Raw genomic sequence first — 16,243 nt, forward strand, 5'->3', positions numbered from 1 at the left:
CGTCAGACTAAGCGGCTGCCGCCGACCTCAGCTGGGGGAATCTGGTTTGCCAGAGGGATTTGACGTGGGAGGGCAGCCAGAGCGAGGGCCACAGTTGCAGCAGCAACTCTTTGTTCAGGAACCGCCGGAGGTCGGACGGCGCCATGGCTTCGCGGATGACCGTCTCGTAGAGGCGGCGACAGTCCTTGTCGACACTGAGGTCGTAGCGGTGCTGCTGTGACCAGTCGAGGCTCGTGGGCAGGTCGACGAAGCCGTAGGTCGGTCCGGCCAGTTCGCTGAGCGACTCGGGAACCGTGTACGGGCGGATGTCCGCGTAGCGCGCCCCTGCATGCATAAGGCGAGTATGCCTGGGGTGGTGAGGGGGCGCGAGTATTCGTGCCGCTGACGGGACTACGGGACTAGGGCGTGGCCGATAGGGAGGGGGAGCCGTGTTGGGCCGCTTACGCGCAAAGACCTCGCTGCCAGCGGTGGCTGGTCGCGAGGTGGGTGTTCAAGTATCTCCATCGTCACCTGGGTGCCCCCGGCAGGATTCGAACCTGCGCACACGGCTCCGGAGGCCGTTGCTCTATCCCCTGAGCTACGGGGGCGACGGGAAGAACACTACCAGGTAGGGGAGGGTGGGGCGGACAGGGTTTGCGGGGGTGGGGGGAACCCGTGGCGGGGAAGAAATGGGCAAAACGCGGACGCATCAGTAGTCGCGCGCCTACGCTTCGGGGTGTGGCGGGAGCGACCGGCCGGGTGCTTGTTGTGGATGACAACAAGGTGATCCGGCAGTTGATCAGGGTCAACCTGGAGCTGGAGGGCTTCGAGGTCGTGACCGCGGCTGATGGTGCCGAGTGCCTGGAGATCGTGCACAGCGTGCGGCCGGATGTGGTGACGCTGGACGTTGCCATGCCGCGGTTGGACGGGGTGCGGACGGCTGCGCGGTTGCGGGCCGATGGGGATCCGTGGACGCGGGGGGTCGGGATCGTCATCGTCAGCGGGGGGAGTGCGCCGGAGGGCGTCGGGGTGCCGGGTGGGGTGGACGCGTATGTGGGGAAGCCCTTCGAGCCGGCCGAGCTCGTGGAGACGGTACGGCGGTTGGCCGGGCGGCGGGCCGCTGACGTCGAGGAGGAGGGGGCGGGTGACGCCGCCGGGGGTGGGGAGTGCGGTGAGGGGGGTGACGAGGCTTCGGAGGGGGAGGACGTCGCCGGCGAGGTGGTGGGGGACGTCGACCTCGACGATGAGGAGTGGGGGCGGGCCGCCGCCGCTCCGGGGGGTTCGTGAGCAGAATTTGTTCTCCGGGCCGGTTGCGGTGGGTGTGCGGGTGCGCCTCTCCTTGTCGTGAGCTGGGCGGGCCCGGGGAAATACGGTCGTCGGGGGTGGGGGGTTCTCGCCTACGCTGGGGGCCGTGACCCCCGCTGAGCTGTCGTGGACCGTGCTGAGTACGGTCCGGCGTGCCGTCGCCGCCGACGAGTTGCGGGTGGCTGTGCCGGAGAAGGTGGTCGTGCAGCGCCCGCCGCGGCCCGGGTGCGGGGACTACGCCACCAACGTCGCCCTGCAGCTCGCCGGAGCCGCCGGGCGCAGTGCGTACGAGGTCGCCGCGATCCTCGCGCCCCGGCTCGCCAAGGAGCCCGGCATCGCGCAGGTCGAGATCGCCGGCGCCGGGTTTCTGAACATCACGCTGAGCGCCCGGGCGTACGCCGACGTCGTACGGCAGGTGCGCGAGCAGGGCGAGCGGTACGGGTACGGTGACGGGCTCGCCGGGGAGCGGGTCACCGTCGTGCCGGAGGCGGACGGCGGCCTGGGTGGGGCGGCCGGGGGAGCCGGCGTAGGCGGAGTAGCCGGGGGAGTCGGGGTGCGGGCCCGGCTTGTCGCCGAGGTCGTCAACACGCTGCTGCACGCCGCCGGCGCCCGCCCCGGGCGCGAGGAAACGCTCCGGGTCGCCGAGCCGGCGCAGCCCCCCGCGCCCGTGCCCGACCCCGCGCATCGCGCGACCGACGACCCCGGCACCGCAGCCCCCGCCCTCGGGCCCGACGAGACCCGGTGGGCCCTGCTGCGCCCGCCCGGCGAGGACACGCCCCGGCTCACGGCGAGCCTGCTGGAGCAGCGCGAAAGCAATCCCCTCTTCCGGGTCCGTTACGCTCACGCCCGGACCCGTGCGCTGCTGCGCAATGCCCAGGACCTGGGCGTACGGATCGAGGGCCGGGAGCGGGACCCGTACCGGCACCCCGCGGAGACGGAGCTGCTCGGGCTCGTCGCGGATTTTCCGCGGGTCGTGGAGACGGCCGCGCGGCGGCGGGCGCCCGACCGGGTGGCCCGGCACATGGAGCGGCTGGGGGACGCGTTCCTGCGCTTCCAGGACGAGTGCCCCGCGCTACCCAAAGGCGACGAGAAACCCTCGGCCGTCCACGCTGCCCGGCTGCGCCTCGCCGACGCGACCGGCATCGTGCTCGCCGGCGGCCTCCACCTCCTCGGCATCACCGCGCCCGACCATCTCTAGCCCCGGCCCCCACCCGGTGGCCGGCCCCCACCCGGCGGCCGATCCCGCCCCGCAGGCCGGCACCGCAAGGGCCCGCAGCCCAGGCCCGAGAGCCCGACCCGCAGGGCCCAGCCCGAAGGCCAGGCCCGAAGGCCGGGCCCGCAGGCCCAGCCCGAAGGCCCAGCCCAAAAGCCAGGCCCGAGGAGCCTCGCCCGCCCCGAGCTCCACCCCCCCACCCCAAAAAAGCCCCCCCCCCGAGAACGAGGAACCACCGCCGTGAGCCGATCCGCACACCCCGCCGGTCCCCGGCACGCCGACGTGCTGCCCGAAGGCCACTACAGCGCCCCGCCCGCCGACCTCAACCACCTCGACCCCCACGTCTGGTCGCGCACCGTCACGCGCAATGACGACGGTGCCGTCGAGGTCGGCGGGATCGACGTGCGGGACCTGGCCGCCGAGCAGGGGACGCCCGCCTACGTCCTGGACGAGGCCGACTTCCGGGCCCGCTGCCGCGCCTGGCGGGCGGCCTTCGGCAAGGACGCGGACGTCTTCTACGCCGGCAAGGCGTTCCTGTCCCGCGCGGTGGTGCGCTGGCTGCACGAGGAGGGGCTCGACCTCGACGTGTGCTCGGGCACGGAGCTCGCGGTCGCGCTGGACGCCGGCATGCCCGCCGACCGGATCGCGATGCACGGCAACAACAAGACGCCCGCCGAGATCGACCGCGCGGTCGCCGCCGGCGTCGGGCGCATCGTGCTGGACTCCTTCCAGGAGATCGTCCGGGTCGCCGCCGCGGCCGAGCGGCACGGGCGGCGGCAGCGGGTGCAGATCCGGGTCACGGTCGGCGTCGAGGCGCACACCCACGAGTTCATCGCGACCGCGCACGAGGACCAGAAGTTCGGCATCCCGCTGGCCGGCGGGCAGGCCGCCGAGGCGGTGCGCCGGGTGCTGAAGCTGGAGAGCCTGGAGCTGGTGGGCATCCACAGCCACATCGGCTCGCAGATCTTCGACATGTCCGGCTTCGAGGTCGCCGCCCGCCGCGTCGTGGGGCTGCTCGGCGAGATCCGCGACGAGCACGGCGTGCAGCTGCCGGAGATCGACCTCGGCGGCGGCCTCGGCATCGCGTACACCTCCGCCGACGACCCCGCCGAGCCGCACCAGATCGCCAAGTCCCTCACCGAGATCGTCACCCGCGAGTGCGAGGCGGCCGGCCTCGACCTGCCGCGGCTGTCGGTCGAGCCGGGCCGGGCGATCGTCGGCCCGACCGCCTTCACGCTGTACGAGGTCGGCACCGTCAAGCCGCTGGAGGGCCTGCGCACGTACGTCAGCGTCGACGGCGGCATGTCCGACAACATCCGCACCGCCCTCTACGACGCCGAGTACAGCGTCGCGCTGGTCTCCCGGCGCAGCGACGCCGAGCCGATGCTCAGCCGGGTCGTCGGCAAGCACTGCGAGAGCGGCGACATCGTCGTACGCGACGCCTTCCTGCCCGCCGACCTCGCGCCCGGCGACCTCATCGCGGTGCCGGCGACCGGCGCGTACTGCCGCTCGATGGCCAGCAACTACAACCACGCCCTGCGCCCCCCGGTGGTCGCGGTCGCCGACGGGCAGGCGCGGGTGATCGTCCGCCGGGAGACCGAGGAGGACCTGCTGCGCCTGGACGTGGGCTGAGCCACCGCAACCGTCCGGACCGTAAAAAGGATCTACGGTCCGGACCCGCCCGGCGGGCCGAAACACCGCCCCGCCTGCCGCCCGCGCAGCAAATCTCACGGCTCGCCCGGATGGTCTCGCATTCCGGACAGGGCGTGGCTTCTCCCATCCGGTGGGTGAGACTGGTTCCCTCCACGGCGTACGGGCCCGGGCCCGGATCCGTACGCGGCGCGGGGACGGCACGGGAACGGCACGGGACACGGGAAAACGGCACCCGGACACGGGAGGCCGTACGAGAGACGAGGTCGGATGATGCGTACGCGTCCGCTGAAGGTGGCGCTGCTGGGGTGCGGTGTGGTCGGCTCCGAGGTCACGCGCATCATCACGACGCAGAGCGCCGACCTCGCCGCCCGTATCGGCGCGCCGATCGAGCTGGCCGGTATCGCGGTGCGCCGGCCCAACCGGGTGCGCGAGGGCGTGCCCGCCGAGCTGCTGACCACGGACGCGACCGCGCTGGTCAAACGCGGCGACCTCGACGTCGTCGTCGAGGTCATCGGCGGTATCGAGCCGGTCCGCACGCTGATCACCACCGCCTTCGAGCACGGCGCCTCGGTCGTCTCGGCCAACAAGGCGCTGCTGGCCGCGGACGGCGCGAGCCTGCACGCCCAGGCCGCCGAGCACGGCGTGGACCTCTACTACGAGGCCGCGGTCGCCGGGGCGATCCCGCTGATCAGGCCGCTGCGCGAGTCGCTGGCCGGCGACAAGGTCAACCGGGTGCTCGGCATCGTCAACGGCACCACCAACTTCATCCTCGACAAGATGGACACCACCGGCGCCGGCTACAGCGAGGCGCTGGACGAGGCCACCGCGCTCGGTTACGCGGAGGCCGACCCGACCGCGGACGTCGAGGGCTTCGACGCCGCCGCGAAGGCCGCGATCCTGGCCGGGATCGCCTTCCACACCCGCGTCACCATCGACGACGTCCACCGCGAGGGCCTGACCGAGGTCACCGCGGCGGACATCGCCTCGGCGAAGAAGATGGGCTGCACCGTCAAGCTGCTGGCCATCTGCGAGCGGGCCCGCGACGGCCGCTCGGTCACCGCGCGGGTGCACCCCGCGATGATTCCCCTCAGCCACCCGCTGGCCTCCGTACGGGGGGCCTACAACGCCGTCTTCGTCGAGGCGGAGGCGGCCGGGCGGCTGATGTTCTACGGTCCCGGCGCCGGCGGTGCACCCACCGCCTCCGCCGTACTCGGCGACCTGGTGGCCGCCTGCCGCAACAAGCTGGCGGCGACCACGGGAGCCGGCGAGTCCGCGTACACGCAACTGCCGGTGAGCCCGATGGGCGATGTGGTCACCCGTTACCACATCAGCCTTGACGTGGCGGACAAACCGGGCGTCCTGGCACAGGTCGCCACGGTGTTCGCCGAGCACGACGTGTCCATCGACACGGTGCGGCAGCAGGGCAGGAGCCAGGGCCTGGGCGGTGACACCAACGACGGTGCCGCCGACGCGCCGGGCGGCGCCGGGCGGCTGCGGGAGGGCGGCGAGGCCTCGCTCGTCGTCGTCACCCACCGCGCGCCGGACGCCGCGCTCTCGGCGACCGTGGCGAGCCTGCGCACACTCGACACCGTACGCGGCGTCGCCAGCATCATGCGCGTGGAAGGGGAGTAACCCGCTATGAACGCAACCATCGACCAGCCACGAATGTCCGGCACCCACCAGTGGCGCGGTGTCATCGAGGAGTACCGCGACCGGCTCCCGGTCGGCGCGGACACCCCGGTGGTCACGCTGCTGGAGGGTGGCACCCCGCTGGTCCCGGCCCAGCTGCTGTCCGAGCGGACCGGGTGCGACGTGTACCTCAAGGTCGAGGGCGCGAACCCGACCGGGTCCTTCAAGGACCGCGGGATGACCATGGCCATCTCCAAGGCCAAGGAGGCCGGCGCGCAGGCCGTCATCTGCGCTTCCACCGGCAACACCTCCGCCTCCGCCGCGGCCTACGCGGTACGGGCCGGGATGGTGTGCGCGGTGCTCGTGCCGCAGGGCAAGATCGCGCTGGGCAAGATGGGGCAGGCCCTCGTGCACGGCAGCCGCATCCTCCAGGTCGACGGCAACTTCGACGACTGCCTGGACCTGGCGCGGGGCCTGAGCGAGAAGTACCCGGTGGCGCTGGTCAACTCGGTCAACCCGGTGCGCATCGAGGGGCAGAAGACGGCGGCCTTCGAGGTCGTCGACGCGCTCGGCGACGCGCCCGACCTGCATCTGCTCCCCGTGGGCAACGCCGGGAACATCACCGCCTACTGGCGCGGCTACCAGGAGTACGCGGCCGACGGGATGGCCACCCGCAAACCGCGGATGTGGGGCTTCCAGGCGTCCGGCTCCGCGCCGATCGTCAACGGCGCTCCGGTGCGGCAGCCGCAGACGATCGCCACCGCGATCCGGATCGGCAACCCGGCGTCCTGGCAGTTCGCCGAGCAGGCGCGCGACGAGTCCGGCGGCGTCATCGAGGCGGTCACGGACCGTCAGATCCTGGCGGCCTACCGGCTGCTGGCGGCCAAGGAGGGCGTCTTCGTCGAGCCCGCCTCGGCGGCCTCGGTCGCCGGCCTGCTCAAGGCCGCGGAAGAAGGCCGGGTCGACCCCGGCCAGCGCATCGTCTGCACGGTCACCGGCAACGGCCTCAAAGACCCCGACTGGGCCGTCGCCGGCGCCCCCGCCCCTCTTACGGTCCCGGTCGACGCGGACGCCGCGGCCAGGAGCCTCGGGCTGGCGTAAGGGCCTGCGCCCCCTGCCCCGTCCGGCGGGGCAGGGGCGCACGTCGGGGAGGCGACACGCATCACGCGCTGTACGTGCGCCCTATGTCGCAGGAGAACCTTCCTTCGATAAGCTGGAACCAGCGGCACCGCAGTGTGCCCCGAATCCGGCGGATGCCAACCCCGCATCGCCACTCCCCGCCCCGCCGCCCGGCAATGGTGCCGCGCCCGCAGGGCGAACCGCACAAGGAGATTCGTCGAACGATGGCCGGTCCCGCGTTCCGCGCTGCCGCAGTACGAGTGCGCGTCCCCGCGACCAGCGCGAACCTCGGGCCCGGGTTCGACGCCTTCGGGCTGGCCCTGGGGCTGTACGACGACGTCGTGGTGCGGGTCGCGGACGCCGGCCTGCACGTCGACATAGCCGGCGAGGGCGCCGACACGCTCGCGCGGGACGAGAAACACCTGGTCGTACGCTCGCTGCGGACCGCCTTCGACCTGCTCGGCGGCCAGCCGCGCGGCCTGGAGGTGGTGTGCGCCAACCGCATTCCGCACGGCCGCGGCCTCGGCTCCTCCTCGGCCGCCATCTGCGCGGGCATCATCGCCGCGCGGGCGGTGACCATAGGCGGGCCGTCCGTCCTGGACGACACCGCGCTGCTGGAGCTGGCGACCGAGATCGAGGGGCACCCCGACAACGTCGCGGCGTGTCTGCTGGGCGGTTTCACCGTCGCCTGGAGCGAGGGCGGGGCCGCCCGTGCCGTCCGGATGGACCCGGCGCCGTCGCTGGTCCCGGTGGTCTTCGTGCCGGCCACGCCGCTGCTGACCGAGACCGCGCGCGGGCTGCTGCCGCGCAGCGTCCCCCACGTGGACGCCGCCGCCAACGCCGGCCGGGCGGCGCTGCTGGTCGAGGCGCTGACCAGGCGGGTCGACCTGCTGCTGCCGGCCACCGAGGACCGGCTGCACCAGGAGTACCGGGCTCCGGCGATGCCGGAAACGCTGTCGTTGGTGAACCGGCTGCGCGGTGAGGGCGTCCCTGCTGTCGTGTCGGGCGCGGGACCGACCGTCCTGGCGCTGACCGACGACGGGGCCGCCGACAAGGTCTCCCGGCTCGCGGGCGGGGCATGGGCGGCGCACCGCCTGTCCCTGGACGCGGACGGGGCGTGTGTACTGCCGCTCGCCGGGGGGCAGTGACACGGTTGCCGGTCGTGAGAGGGGGAATGTTTGCTGGATCCGGTAGTGTTAACCTCAAGCCTGCATTCGATGCCCGACGGGCCGGATGCACCGCGTCCCTCACACGGGACCGCATTTCTTCCGGGAGCCTCCCACCTCGCATAGGGCCTGATCCGCTGACACGGATTCCCGACCCGAGCGATGTTGAGCACGCTCCGGATATTCGGTACGAGTTCCCTCCGTGCCGAAGGCACGTATGTATTTCTGCCGCCATCAGGCGGACCACCGCCCCGGTTCTGGACAGCGGGAACGCCCAGATCCGGACAGCACGACCGGTCGCCGAGCCAGACAGGCCGACGCCCGCTCCAGGGAAGGACCCTTCGTGAGCGACACCACCGATCTGATGGGCGTGCGCGCAGATGACACTGTCGCCTCGTCCGATGCCGCCGCGCCTGCCAACGGTGCCGCCACGGCCACCCCGGCGCGGCGCCGCCGCACCGGGACCGGCCTGGACGGCATGGTGCTGGCCGAACTGCAGCAGCTCGCCTCCGGTCTCGGAATCAAGGGCACCGCGCGGATGCGCAAGAGCCAGCTGATCGAGACCATCAAGGAGCGCCAGGCCGGCGGCGGATCCGCCCCCGCCGCGCCCGCGGTCGCCGACGGCGGCGCGGACAAGCCCAAGCGCCGGGCGACGTCCAAGGCCCGCGTCGAGCAGGCGGCCGAGGGCGAGCAGAGCGCCCCGCGCGCCGCCGCGACCGCGACGGCCACCGCGGCGCCCGAGCAGCGTGAGCAGCGGCAGGAGCAGAAGCAGATCGAGATCCCCGGCCAGCCGGCCGGAGAGCCGCAGGCCAAGGCCGCGAAGACCGAGCGCGCCGAGCGCGGCGACCGTACGGAACGTACGGACCGCACGGACCGTTCGGACAAGGACGCGCAGGCCGCGGTGGACACCGCCGAGGGCCGCACCGACGCCAAGGGCGACGGCAAGCAGCAGGCCGGCGGCGACGACCGCCAGGAGCGGCGCCGCGGCGACCGCCGGGAGCGCCAGCGCGACCGGCAGCGCAACCGCGAGGACGGCGGCGGCCAGGGCGGCGGCCGGGACCGCCAGCAGCAGGGCGGCGGCCAGCAGGGCCAGCAGCAGGGCGGCCAGGGCGGTCAGGGCGGCGGCAACGACGACGACGAGTTCGGTGACGGCCGCGGCCGGCGCCGGGGCCGGTACCGCGACCGCAGAGGGCGCGGCAACCGCCGCGAGGAGTTCGGCGGCGGCGGCGAGCCGCAGGTCGCCGACGACGACGTCCTGATCCCGGTCGCGGGCATCCTCGACATCCTCGACAACTACGCGTTCATCCGCACCTCCGGCTACCTGCCGGGCCCCAACGACGTGTACGTCTCGCTCGCGCAGGTCCGCAAGAACGGGCTGCGCAAGGGCGACCACGTCACCGGCGCGGTGCGGCAGCCCAAGGACGGCGAGCGGCGCGAGAAGTTCAACGCGCTGGTGCGGCTGGACTCCGCCAACGGCATGGCGGCCGACTCGGGCCGCGGCCGTCCGGAGTTCAACAAGCTCACCCCGCTCTACCCGCAGGACCGGCTGCGGCTGGAGACCGACCCGGGCGTGCTGACGACCCGGATCATCGACATGGTCTCGCCGATCGGCAAGGGCCAGCGCGGGCTGATCGTGGCCCCGCCGAAGACCGGCAAGACCATGATCATGCAGGCGGTCGCCAACGCGATCACCACCAACAACCCCGAGTGCCACCTCATGGTGGTGCTGGTCGACGAGCGTCCCGAAGAGGTCACCGACATGCAGCGGTCGGTGAAGGGCGAGGTCATCTCCTCGACCTTCGACCGCCCCGCCGAGGACCACACCACGGTCGCGGAGCTGGCCATCGAGCGCGCCAAGCGCCTGGTGGAGCTCGGCCACGACGTCGTCGTGCTGCTGGACTCGATCACCCGGCTGGGCCGCGCCTACAACCTGGCCGCGCCCGCCTCGGGCCGCATCCTGTCCGGTGGTGTGGACTCCACCGCGCTCTACCCGCCGAAGCGGTTCTTCGGCGCCGCCCGCAACATCGAGGACGGCGGCTCGCTGACCATCCTGGCCACCGCGCTGGTCGAGACCGGCTCGCGCATGGACGAGGTGATCTTCGAGGAGTTCAAGGGCACCGGCAACATGGAGCTCAAGCTCGACCGCAAGCTCGCCGACAAGCGCATCTTCCCCGCGGTGGACGTCGACGCGTCCGGCACCCGCAAGGAGGAGATCCTGCTCGGCGGCGAGGAGCTGGGCATCATCTGGAAGCTGCGCCGGGTGCTGCACGCCCTCGACCAGCAGCAGGCGATCGAGCTGCTGCTGGACAAGGTCAAGCAGACCAAGTCCAACGGCGAGTTCCTGATGCAGATCGCCAAGACCACGCCGGGCCAGAACAACGACTGACCCCGCACCGCCCGCAGCGAAGGGCCCCGCCCGCCGGCACGACCGGCAGGCGGGGCCCTTCGCCGTGCCGCACCCGCGCGGACGGCGGGCGCGTACGACGTTTGTTCGTACGGCGTTACGCCGTCCGCCATCCGGGCGCCCGCCAGGACGGATGTCCGCAGTCCTACAGTCGGCCGGCTATGCCGCCGCGCACCGGTGAACCCACCGCGTACGGCGGCGCGTTACCGACGACAGGAGTCGTGGATGTTCCCTGCCCGCAAGAGCGCGGACCGGCGACGGGGGCGGCGGCTGCCGCTGGCCGCCGGCGCGGTCGCGTTCGGCGCCGGTGCCGCCGGTGTGCTGCTCGTGGCACCGGCCCAGGCCGGCACCCCCGTACGGCCACCGGTGGCGCCGGCCCCGGTGCACCCCCAGGCGCCCTCCGCGGCGCAGCTGGGCGCCGCCGCGGCCCACGCGGTCCCGGCGGTCCACGCGCGCGACAAGGCCGCGGCTCAGAGCCGCGCGACCGGCAAGGCGGCGCCGCTCGACCCGAAGATCATCGGCGGTACGACCACGACCATCGCGAGCGCCCCCTGGGCGGTGCAGCTGTGGTACGACGACGAGAACGGCACCCCGGCCGACTTCTCCGACGACGACGCCTTCTTCTGCAGCGGCGTCCTGGTCGCCCCCACCAAGGTCGTCACCGCCGGCCACTGCGCCGCCGGTGAGCACTGGGACGACACCAACCCGGACGGCACCGTCTTCGGCTTCGCGCTCACCGGCACCGACCAGCTGCCCACCGTGAACGCCGACAACACCACCAACTGGCACGGCGGCACCCCGACGGCCGTGTGGCGGCAGTGGAGCCACCCGTCGTTCAACGCCGTCACGCTCGACAACGACATCGCCGTCCTGACCCTCGACACGCCCGTGACCGCCACCCCGCTGCCGCTGGCGCCGGCGGACGACACGGCCGACTACGCCGTGGGCACGAACGCCACCGTCTACGGCTGGGGGCGCACGTCCTCCACCAGCGAGGACCTGTCGCAGACGCTGCGCAAGGCCACGTTGCCGATCGACCCGGCGGCCGACTGCACGGCGGCCTACGGCACGCAGTTCAACGCCGCCCACCAGGTCTGCGCGGGCCCCGCGGCCACCGGCACCGACGACGGCACCACCGGCGTCTGCAACGGCGACTCCGGCGGCCCGCTGGTCGTGGCCGGCCGGCTGGTCGGCGTGACGTCCGGCGCCTCGCAGTCCTGCGTCGCCGAGGGGACGTACAGCGTCTTCACCAAGGTCAGCGCGTACGACGGCGTCGTCCAGCCGCGGATCGACGACGCCGACGTCAGCGGCGACGGCCGGGCCGACCTGTGGGGCGTGACGTCCACCGGGGAGATGTACCTGTACTTCTCCACCGGCAACGCCTTCGAGGCCCGCAGGGACGAGGGCGCCAACCCCGGGCTCACCCTGCTGCGGCAGTCCGACCTGGACCGGGACGGCTTCCCCGACCTGCTGGAGCGCTACTCCGACGGCCAGCTGTTCGTCGACAACGGGACGACCGTCTCGCGGGTCGGCTCCGGCTGGAACTCGATGGCCTCCCTGGTCGCCCCGGGCGACCTGAGCGGCGACGGGCTGCCCGACCTGGTCGGCACCGACACCAACGGCACGTCCTGGTTCTACCCAGGCAACGGCAAGGGCGGCTTCGGCGCCCGCAGCCAGATCGGCACCGGCTGGGGCCAGTACGCGGGCACCCTGTACGGCTCCGGCGACCTCACCGGCGACGGCCGGCCCGACATGGTCGCCCGGGACACCACGGGCGTGCTGTGGCTCTACACGGGCACCGGCAAGGCGCCCGGCGTATGGGCGGCCCGCACCAGGGTCGGCGCCGGCTGGGGCCAGTACGACCTGTTCGCCGCCACCGGCGACATCACCGGCGACGGCCACGCCGACCTGATCGCGCGGGACACCACCGGCGTGCTGTGGCTCTACCCGGGCACCGGCTCGACGACCGCGCCCTACGCGGCCCGGATCCGGATCGGCGCCGGCTGGGGCGCCTACACCCAGCTCGGCTGAGCCGACCGCGGTGGCAGACCGTCACCGTATGTGACGAAAAAATCGCCCGCGTACCCTCTGACCTGGGGGTACGCGGGCGGTCCCGGTGCGCTGCGGATGCCGACCCCGGTACCCGAGGCGCACGATGGAGGAATGTCCGGTACAGGCGACCCACGGCCGCCGGCCGGCGCCACGCCCGTCGGGGCCAGGCGGCGCCGGCACCGCGGCCTGCGGATCACCGCATGGGCCGCGGCGGGCCTGGTGCTCGCCGGCGCCGGCGGCGCCGGATACCTCTACACCCGGCTCAACGGCAACATCCACAGCGTCGACATCGACTCCGCCCTCGGCCGCGACCGCCCCGTCAAGCTCGGCCACGGCTCCATGGACATCCTCGTCCTCGGCTCCGACTCCCGCTCGGGCGCCAACCGCGGCTACGGCCACGACAGCGGCACCGCCCGCTCGGACACCGCGATGGTCGTGCACCTGGCCAAGGGCCACAAGGACGCCACCGTGGTCAGCATCCCGCGCGACACCCTGGTCTACCGCCCCGCGTGCGCCAAGCCCGGCGGCGGCACCGCGCCGGCCGTCCGGCAGGCGATGTTCAACAGCGCCTACCAGGTCGGCGGCCCGGTCTGCGCGGTCAAGACCGTCGAGAAGATGACCGGGCTGCGCATGGACCACTACGTCGAGGTCGACTTCGCCGGCTTCAAGAACCTGGTCGACGCGCTCGGCGGGGTCCCGCTGACCACCACGCAGGCCATCCGCGACCCCAAGAGCCACCTCGACCTCGCCGCCGGCACCCACACCCTGGACGGCGACCAGGCGCTCGGCCTGGTCCGCACCCGGCACGGCGTCGCCGACGGCAGCGACCTGGGCCGTATCCAGCTCCAGCAGGCGTTCATGAAGGCCCTCATGGACCGCATACGGGGCCTGGGGCTGCTCACCAGCCCCGGCAAGCTGTTCTCGGTCGCCGACACCGCCACGAGCGCCGTGACGACCGACACCGGGCTCGGCTCGGTCGGCCGGCTCATGGGCCTGGCGCAGAGCGTGCGCGGCCTGCACTCCGGCCGTATCCACATGGTGACGCTCCCGGTGCGCTACGCGCCCGCCGACCACAACCGGGTGCAGCCCATCCCCGCCAAGGCCGCGCAGGTGTGGGGCGCGCTGCGGGCCGACAAGCCCGTACCGCCCTCCGCGGTCAGCGGCTCGGCAGCCGACCGGGTCGACGCCGGCAAGGTCGTCCGGCCCGGCCACCAGGGCCGGGAATGATCCGGTAGCGGACCTGGTTTTGGGAGATGCGGCCGGTACTGGCACACTGGTCCGTCGGCCCCGGTTCACGTTCGGCAACCCCGCCCTGCGACCCGGCGCCCTCCCGATACCTAGGAGCATCCGTGAAGCGCGACATCCACCCCGAGTACGTCGAGACCCAGGTCACCTGCACCTGTGGCGCGTCGTTCACCACCCGGAGCACCGAGAGCAGCGGCCAGATCCGCGCCGAGGTGTGCTCCGAGTGCCACCCGTTCTACACGGGCAAGCAGAAGATCCTCGACACCGGCGGCCGGGTGGCCCGCTTCGAGGCCCGCTTCGGCAAGGCGGCTGCCGCCGGCGGCAAGAAGAAGTAGCGACCCGCAAGCGCCGGTTCCCGGTCGCCCCGCCCAGGGCGACCGGACCGGCGCTTTGTCGTCCCCCTACTCCTTCCGGCACTTTCCGGTACGGGCCGGCGCCTTCCGGCACTTCCGATACATTTCGGCACTTTCGAAAACGCAGGGACTGATGATGTTCGAGGCGGTCGAGGAACTGATCGGCGAGCACGCCGACCTCGAAAAGCGGCTGGCCGACCCCAGCGTCCACGCCGACCAGGCCAACGCCCGGCGGCTCACCAAGCGCTACGCCGAGCTGACCCCCATCGTCAGCACCTACCGGGCCTGGCGGCAGACCGGCGAGGACATCGAGACGGCACGCGAACTCGGCGTCGACGACCCGGAGTTCGCCGCCGAGGTCAAGGAGCTGGACAAGGAGCGCGACGAGCTCACCGAGCGGCTGCGGCTGCTGCTGGTGCCGCGCGACCCCAGCGACGACAAGGACGTCATCCTGGAGGTCAAGGCCGGCGAGGGCGGCGAGGAGTCCGCGCTGTTCGCCGGCGACCTGCTGCGGATGTACCTGCGCTACGCCGAGCGGGTCGGCTGGAAGACCGAGATCCTCGACGCCAACCCCTCCGACCTCGGCGGCTACAAGGACGTCCAGGTCGCCGTCAAGGCCCCCCGTTCCCATGCGGGACACGCCACGAATCCGGGCCAGGGCGTCTGGGCGCGGCTGAAGTACGAGGGCGGGGTGCACCGCGTCCAGCGGGTGCCGGCCACCGAGTCCCAGGGCCGTATCCACACCTCCGCGGCCGGCGTGCTGGTCACCCCCGAGGCCGAGGAGGTCGAGGTCGAGATCAACGCGAACGACCTGCGGATCGACGTCTACCGCTCCTCCGGGCCCGGCGGCCAGTCGGTCAACACCACCGACTCCGCGGTCCGCATCACCCACCTGCCCTCCGGCCTGGTCGTCTCCTGCCAGAACGAGAAGAGCCAGCTGCAGAACAAGGAGTCGGCGATGCGCATCCTGCGCTCCCGGCTGCTGGCCGCCGCCCAGGAGGAGGCCGAGCGCGAGGCGTCCGACGCCCGCCGCAGCCAGGTGCGCACCGTCGACCGCTCCGAGCGCATCCGCACGTACAACTACCCGGAGAACCGCATCTCCGACCACCGCACCGGCTTCAAGGCCTACAACCTCGACCAGGTGCTCGACGGCGACCTCGACGCGCTGATCCAGTCCTGCGCCGACGCCGACTCCGCCGCCAAGCTGGCCGCGGCCGGCGACCAGAGCTGAGGGGCGGCGCACGGTGAACCTGCTGCTCGCCGAGGTCGCACAGGCCGCCCAGCGGCTCGCCGACGCCGGAGTGCCCTCGCCGCGCTTCGACGCCGAGGAGCTGGCCGCCTACGTCCACGGCGTCAAGCGCGGCGAGCTGCACCGCGTCGCCGACAGCGAGTTCGACGCCCGCTACTGGGAGGCCGTCGCCCGCCGGGAGGCCCGCGAACCGCTCCAGCACATCACCGGCCGGGCCTTCTTCCGCTACCTCGAACTCAGCGTCGGGCCGGGGGTGTTCGTGCCCCGCCCGGAGACCGAGTCGGTCGTCGGCTGGGCCATAGACGCCGTCCGCGCCATGGACGTGGCGGAGCCGCGCATCGTCGACCTGTGCACGGGCTCCGGCGCCATCGCGCTCGCCCTGGCCCAGGAGGTGCCCCGCTCCCGGGTGCACGCCGTCGAACTGTCCGAGGCCGCCCTGGACTACGCCCGCAAGAACACCGCCGGCAGCAAGGTGGACCTGCGGCACGGCGACGCCCTGACCGCCTTCCCCGACCTCAACGGCCAGGTGGACCTGGTCATCTCCAACCCGCCCTACATCCCGCTCACCGAGTGGGAGCACGTGGCCCCCGAGGCACGCGACCACGACCCGGACATGGCACTGTTCTCCGGCGAGGACGGTCTCGACACCATCCGCGGCATCGAGCGCACCGCGCACCGGCTGCTGCGGCCCGGTGGCGTCGTCGTCATCGAGCACGCCGACTCCCAGGGCGGGCAGGTGCCGTGGATCTTCAAGGAGGACGCGGGCTGGGCGGACGCGGCCGACCACCCCGATCTCAACAACCGCCCGCGCTTCACCTCGGCCCGCAAGGCACTGCCGTGACCAGGCACCCCGCCCCGGCGCCGGACCCGGCAGCA

13 protein-coding genes and 1 tRNA gene are annotated in these 16,243 nt (G+C 72.9%); 12 read left to right on the forward strand and 2 right to left on the reverse strand.

Annotation, left to right across the window (positions count from 1 at the left end):
• Nucleotides 1-7 precede the first annotated feature (7 nt).
• Together HCN08_RS16555 and HCN08_RS16560 are read right to left on the reverse strand one after the other, a co-directional pair.
• The gene (locus HCN08_RS16555) at nt 8-334 is read right to left on the reverse strand and encodes a hypothetical protein (RefSeq protein WP_167983864.1); all 327 of its coding nucleotides are present in this window, start codon (nt 332-334) and stop codon (nt 8-10) included.
• 181 nt (nt 335-515) lie between these two features.
• Nucleotides 516-587: transfer RNA gene (locus tag HCN08_RS16560), tRNA-Arg, on the reverse strand.
• A 160-nt stretch (nt 588-747) separates the two neighbouring features.
• Here HCN08_RS16560 and HCN08_RS16565 point away from each other — a divergent pair.
• From HCN08_RS16565 to prmC, 12 genes are all read left to right on the forward strand, one after another.
• Complete coding sequence (locus HCN08_RS16565) at nt 748-1,266, forward strand: response regulator transcription factor (protein WP_407648798.1); 519 nt, start codon at nt 748-750, stop codon at nt 1,264-1,266.
• Between the two features lie 124 nt (nt 1,267-1,390).
• Nucleotides 1,391-2,482: an ArgS-related anticodon-binding protein NrtL gene (gene nrtL / locus HCN08_RS16570; RefSeq protein WP_167983866.1), complete on the forward strand. Its 1,092-nt coding sequence runs from the start codon at nt 1,391-1,393 to the stop codon at nt 2,480-2,482.
• 255 nt (nt 2,483-2,737) lie between these two features.
• Entirely contained in the window at nt 2,738-4,129 is a 1,392-nt protein-coding gene (lysA, locus tag HCN08_RS16575) for a diaminopimelate decarboxylase (protein ID WP_167983867.1), read from the forward strand.
• Nucleotides 4,130-4,417: 288 nt separating this feature from the next.
• Nucleotides 4,418-5,782: a homoserine dehydrogenase gene (locus HCN08_RS16580; RefSeq protein ID WP_167983868.1), complete on the forward strand. Its 1,365-nt coding sequence runs from the start codon at nt 4,418-4,420 to the stop codon at nt 5,780-5,782.
• Between the two features lie 6 nt (nt 5,783-5,788).
• A complete protein-coding gene (gene thrC / locus HCN08_RS16585) occupies nt 5,789-6,880 on the forward strand; it encodes a threonine synthase (protein WP_167983869.1) in 1,092 nt (363 codons plus the stop codon).
• Between the two features lie 242 nt (nt 6,881-7,122).
• Nucleotides 7,123-8,046: a homoserine kinase gene (gene thrB / locus HCN08_RS16590; RefSeq protein ID WP_167983870.1), complete on the forward strand. Its 924-nt coding sequence runs from the start codon at nt 7,123-7,125 to the stop codon at nt 8,044-8,046.
• 361 nt (nt 8,047-8,407) lie between these two features.
• Entirely contained in the window at nt 8,408-10,450 is a 2,043-nt protein-coding gene (gene rho, locus HCN08_RS16595; protein ID WP_322974487.1) for a transcription termination factor Rho, read from the forward strand.
• 243 nt (nt 10,451-10,693) lie between these two features.
• A complete protein-coding gene (locus tag HCN08_RS16600) occupies nt 10,694-12,499 on the forward strand; it encodes a trypsin-like serine protease (protein WP_167983871.1) in 1,806 nt (601 codons plus the stop codon).
• A 132-nt stretch (nt 12,500-12,631) separates the two neighbouring features.
• On the forward strand, nt 12,632-13,747 hold the full coding sequence (locus HCN08_RS16605) for an LCP family protein (RefSeq protein WP_167983872.1): 1,116 nt from the start codon (nt 12,632-12,634) through the stop codon (nt 13,745-13,747).
• 122 nt (nt 13,748-13,869) lie between these two features.
• Nucleotides 13,870-14,100, forward strand: coding sequence for a 50S ribosomal protein L31 (gene rpmE / locus HCN08_RS16610; protein ID WP_167983873.1), 231 nt, complete (start codon nt 13,870-13,872; stop codon nt 14,098-14,100).
• Between the two features lie 154 nt (nt 14,101-14,254).
• A complete protein-coding gene (gene prfA, locus HCN08_RS16615; protein ID WP_167984006.1) occupies nt 14,255-15,349 on the forward strand; it encodes a peptide chain release factor 1 in 1,095 nt (364 codons plus the stop codon).
• Between the two features lie 13 nt (nt 15,350-15,362).
• Nucleotides 15,363-16,208 (forward strand): peptide chain release factor N(5)-glutamine methyltransferase, encoded by an 846-nt coding sequence (gene prmC, locus HCN08_RS16620; protein ID WP_167983874.1) that lies wholly within the window; start codon nt 15,363-15,365, stop codon nt 16,206-16,208.
• Nucleotides 16,209-16,243 lie beyond the last annotated feature (35 nt).

This window comes from Actinacidiphila epipremni (assembly GCF_012034175.1).
In the GTDB taxonomy this organism is placed as follows: Bacteria; Actinomycetota; Actinomycetes; order Streptomycetales; family Streptomycetaceae; genus Actinacidiphila; species Actinacidiphila epipremni.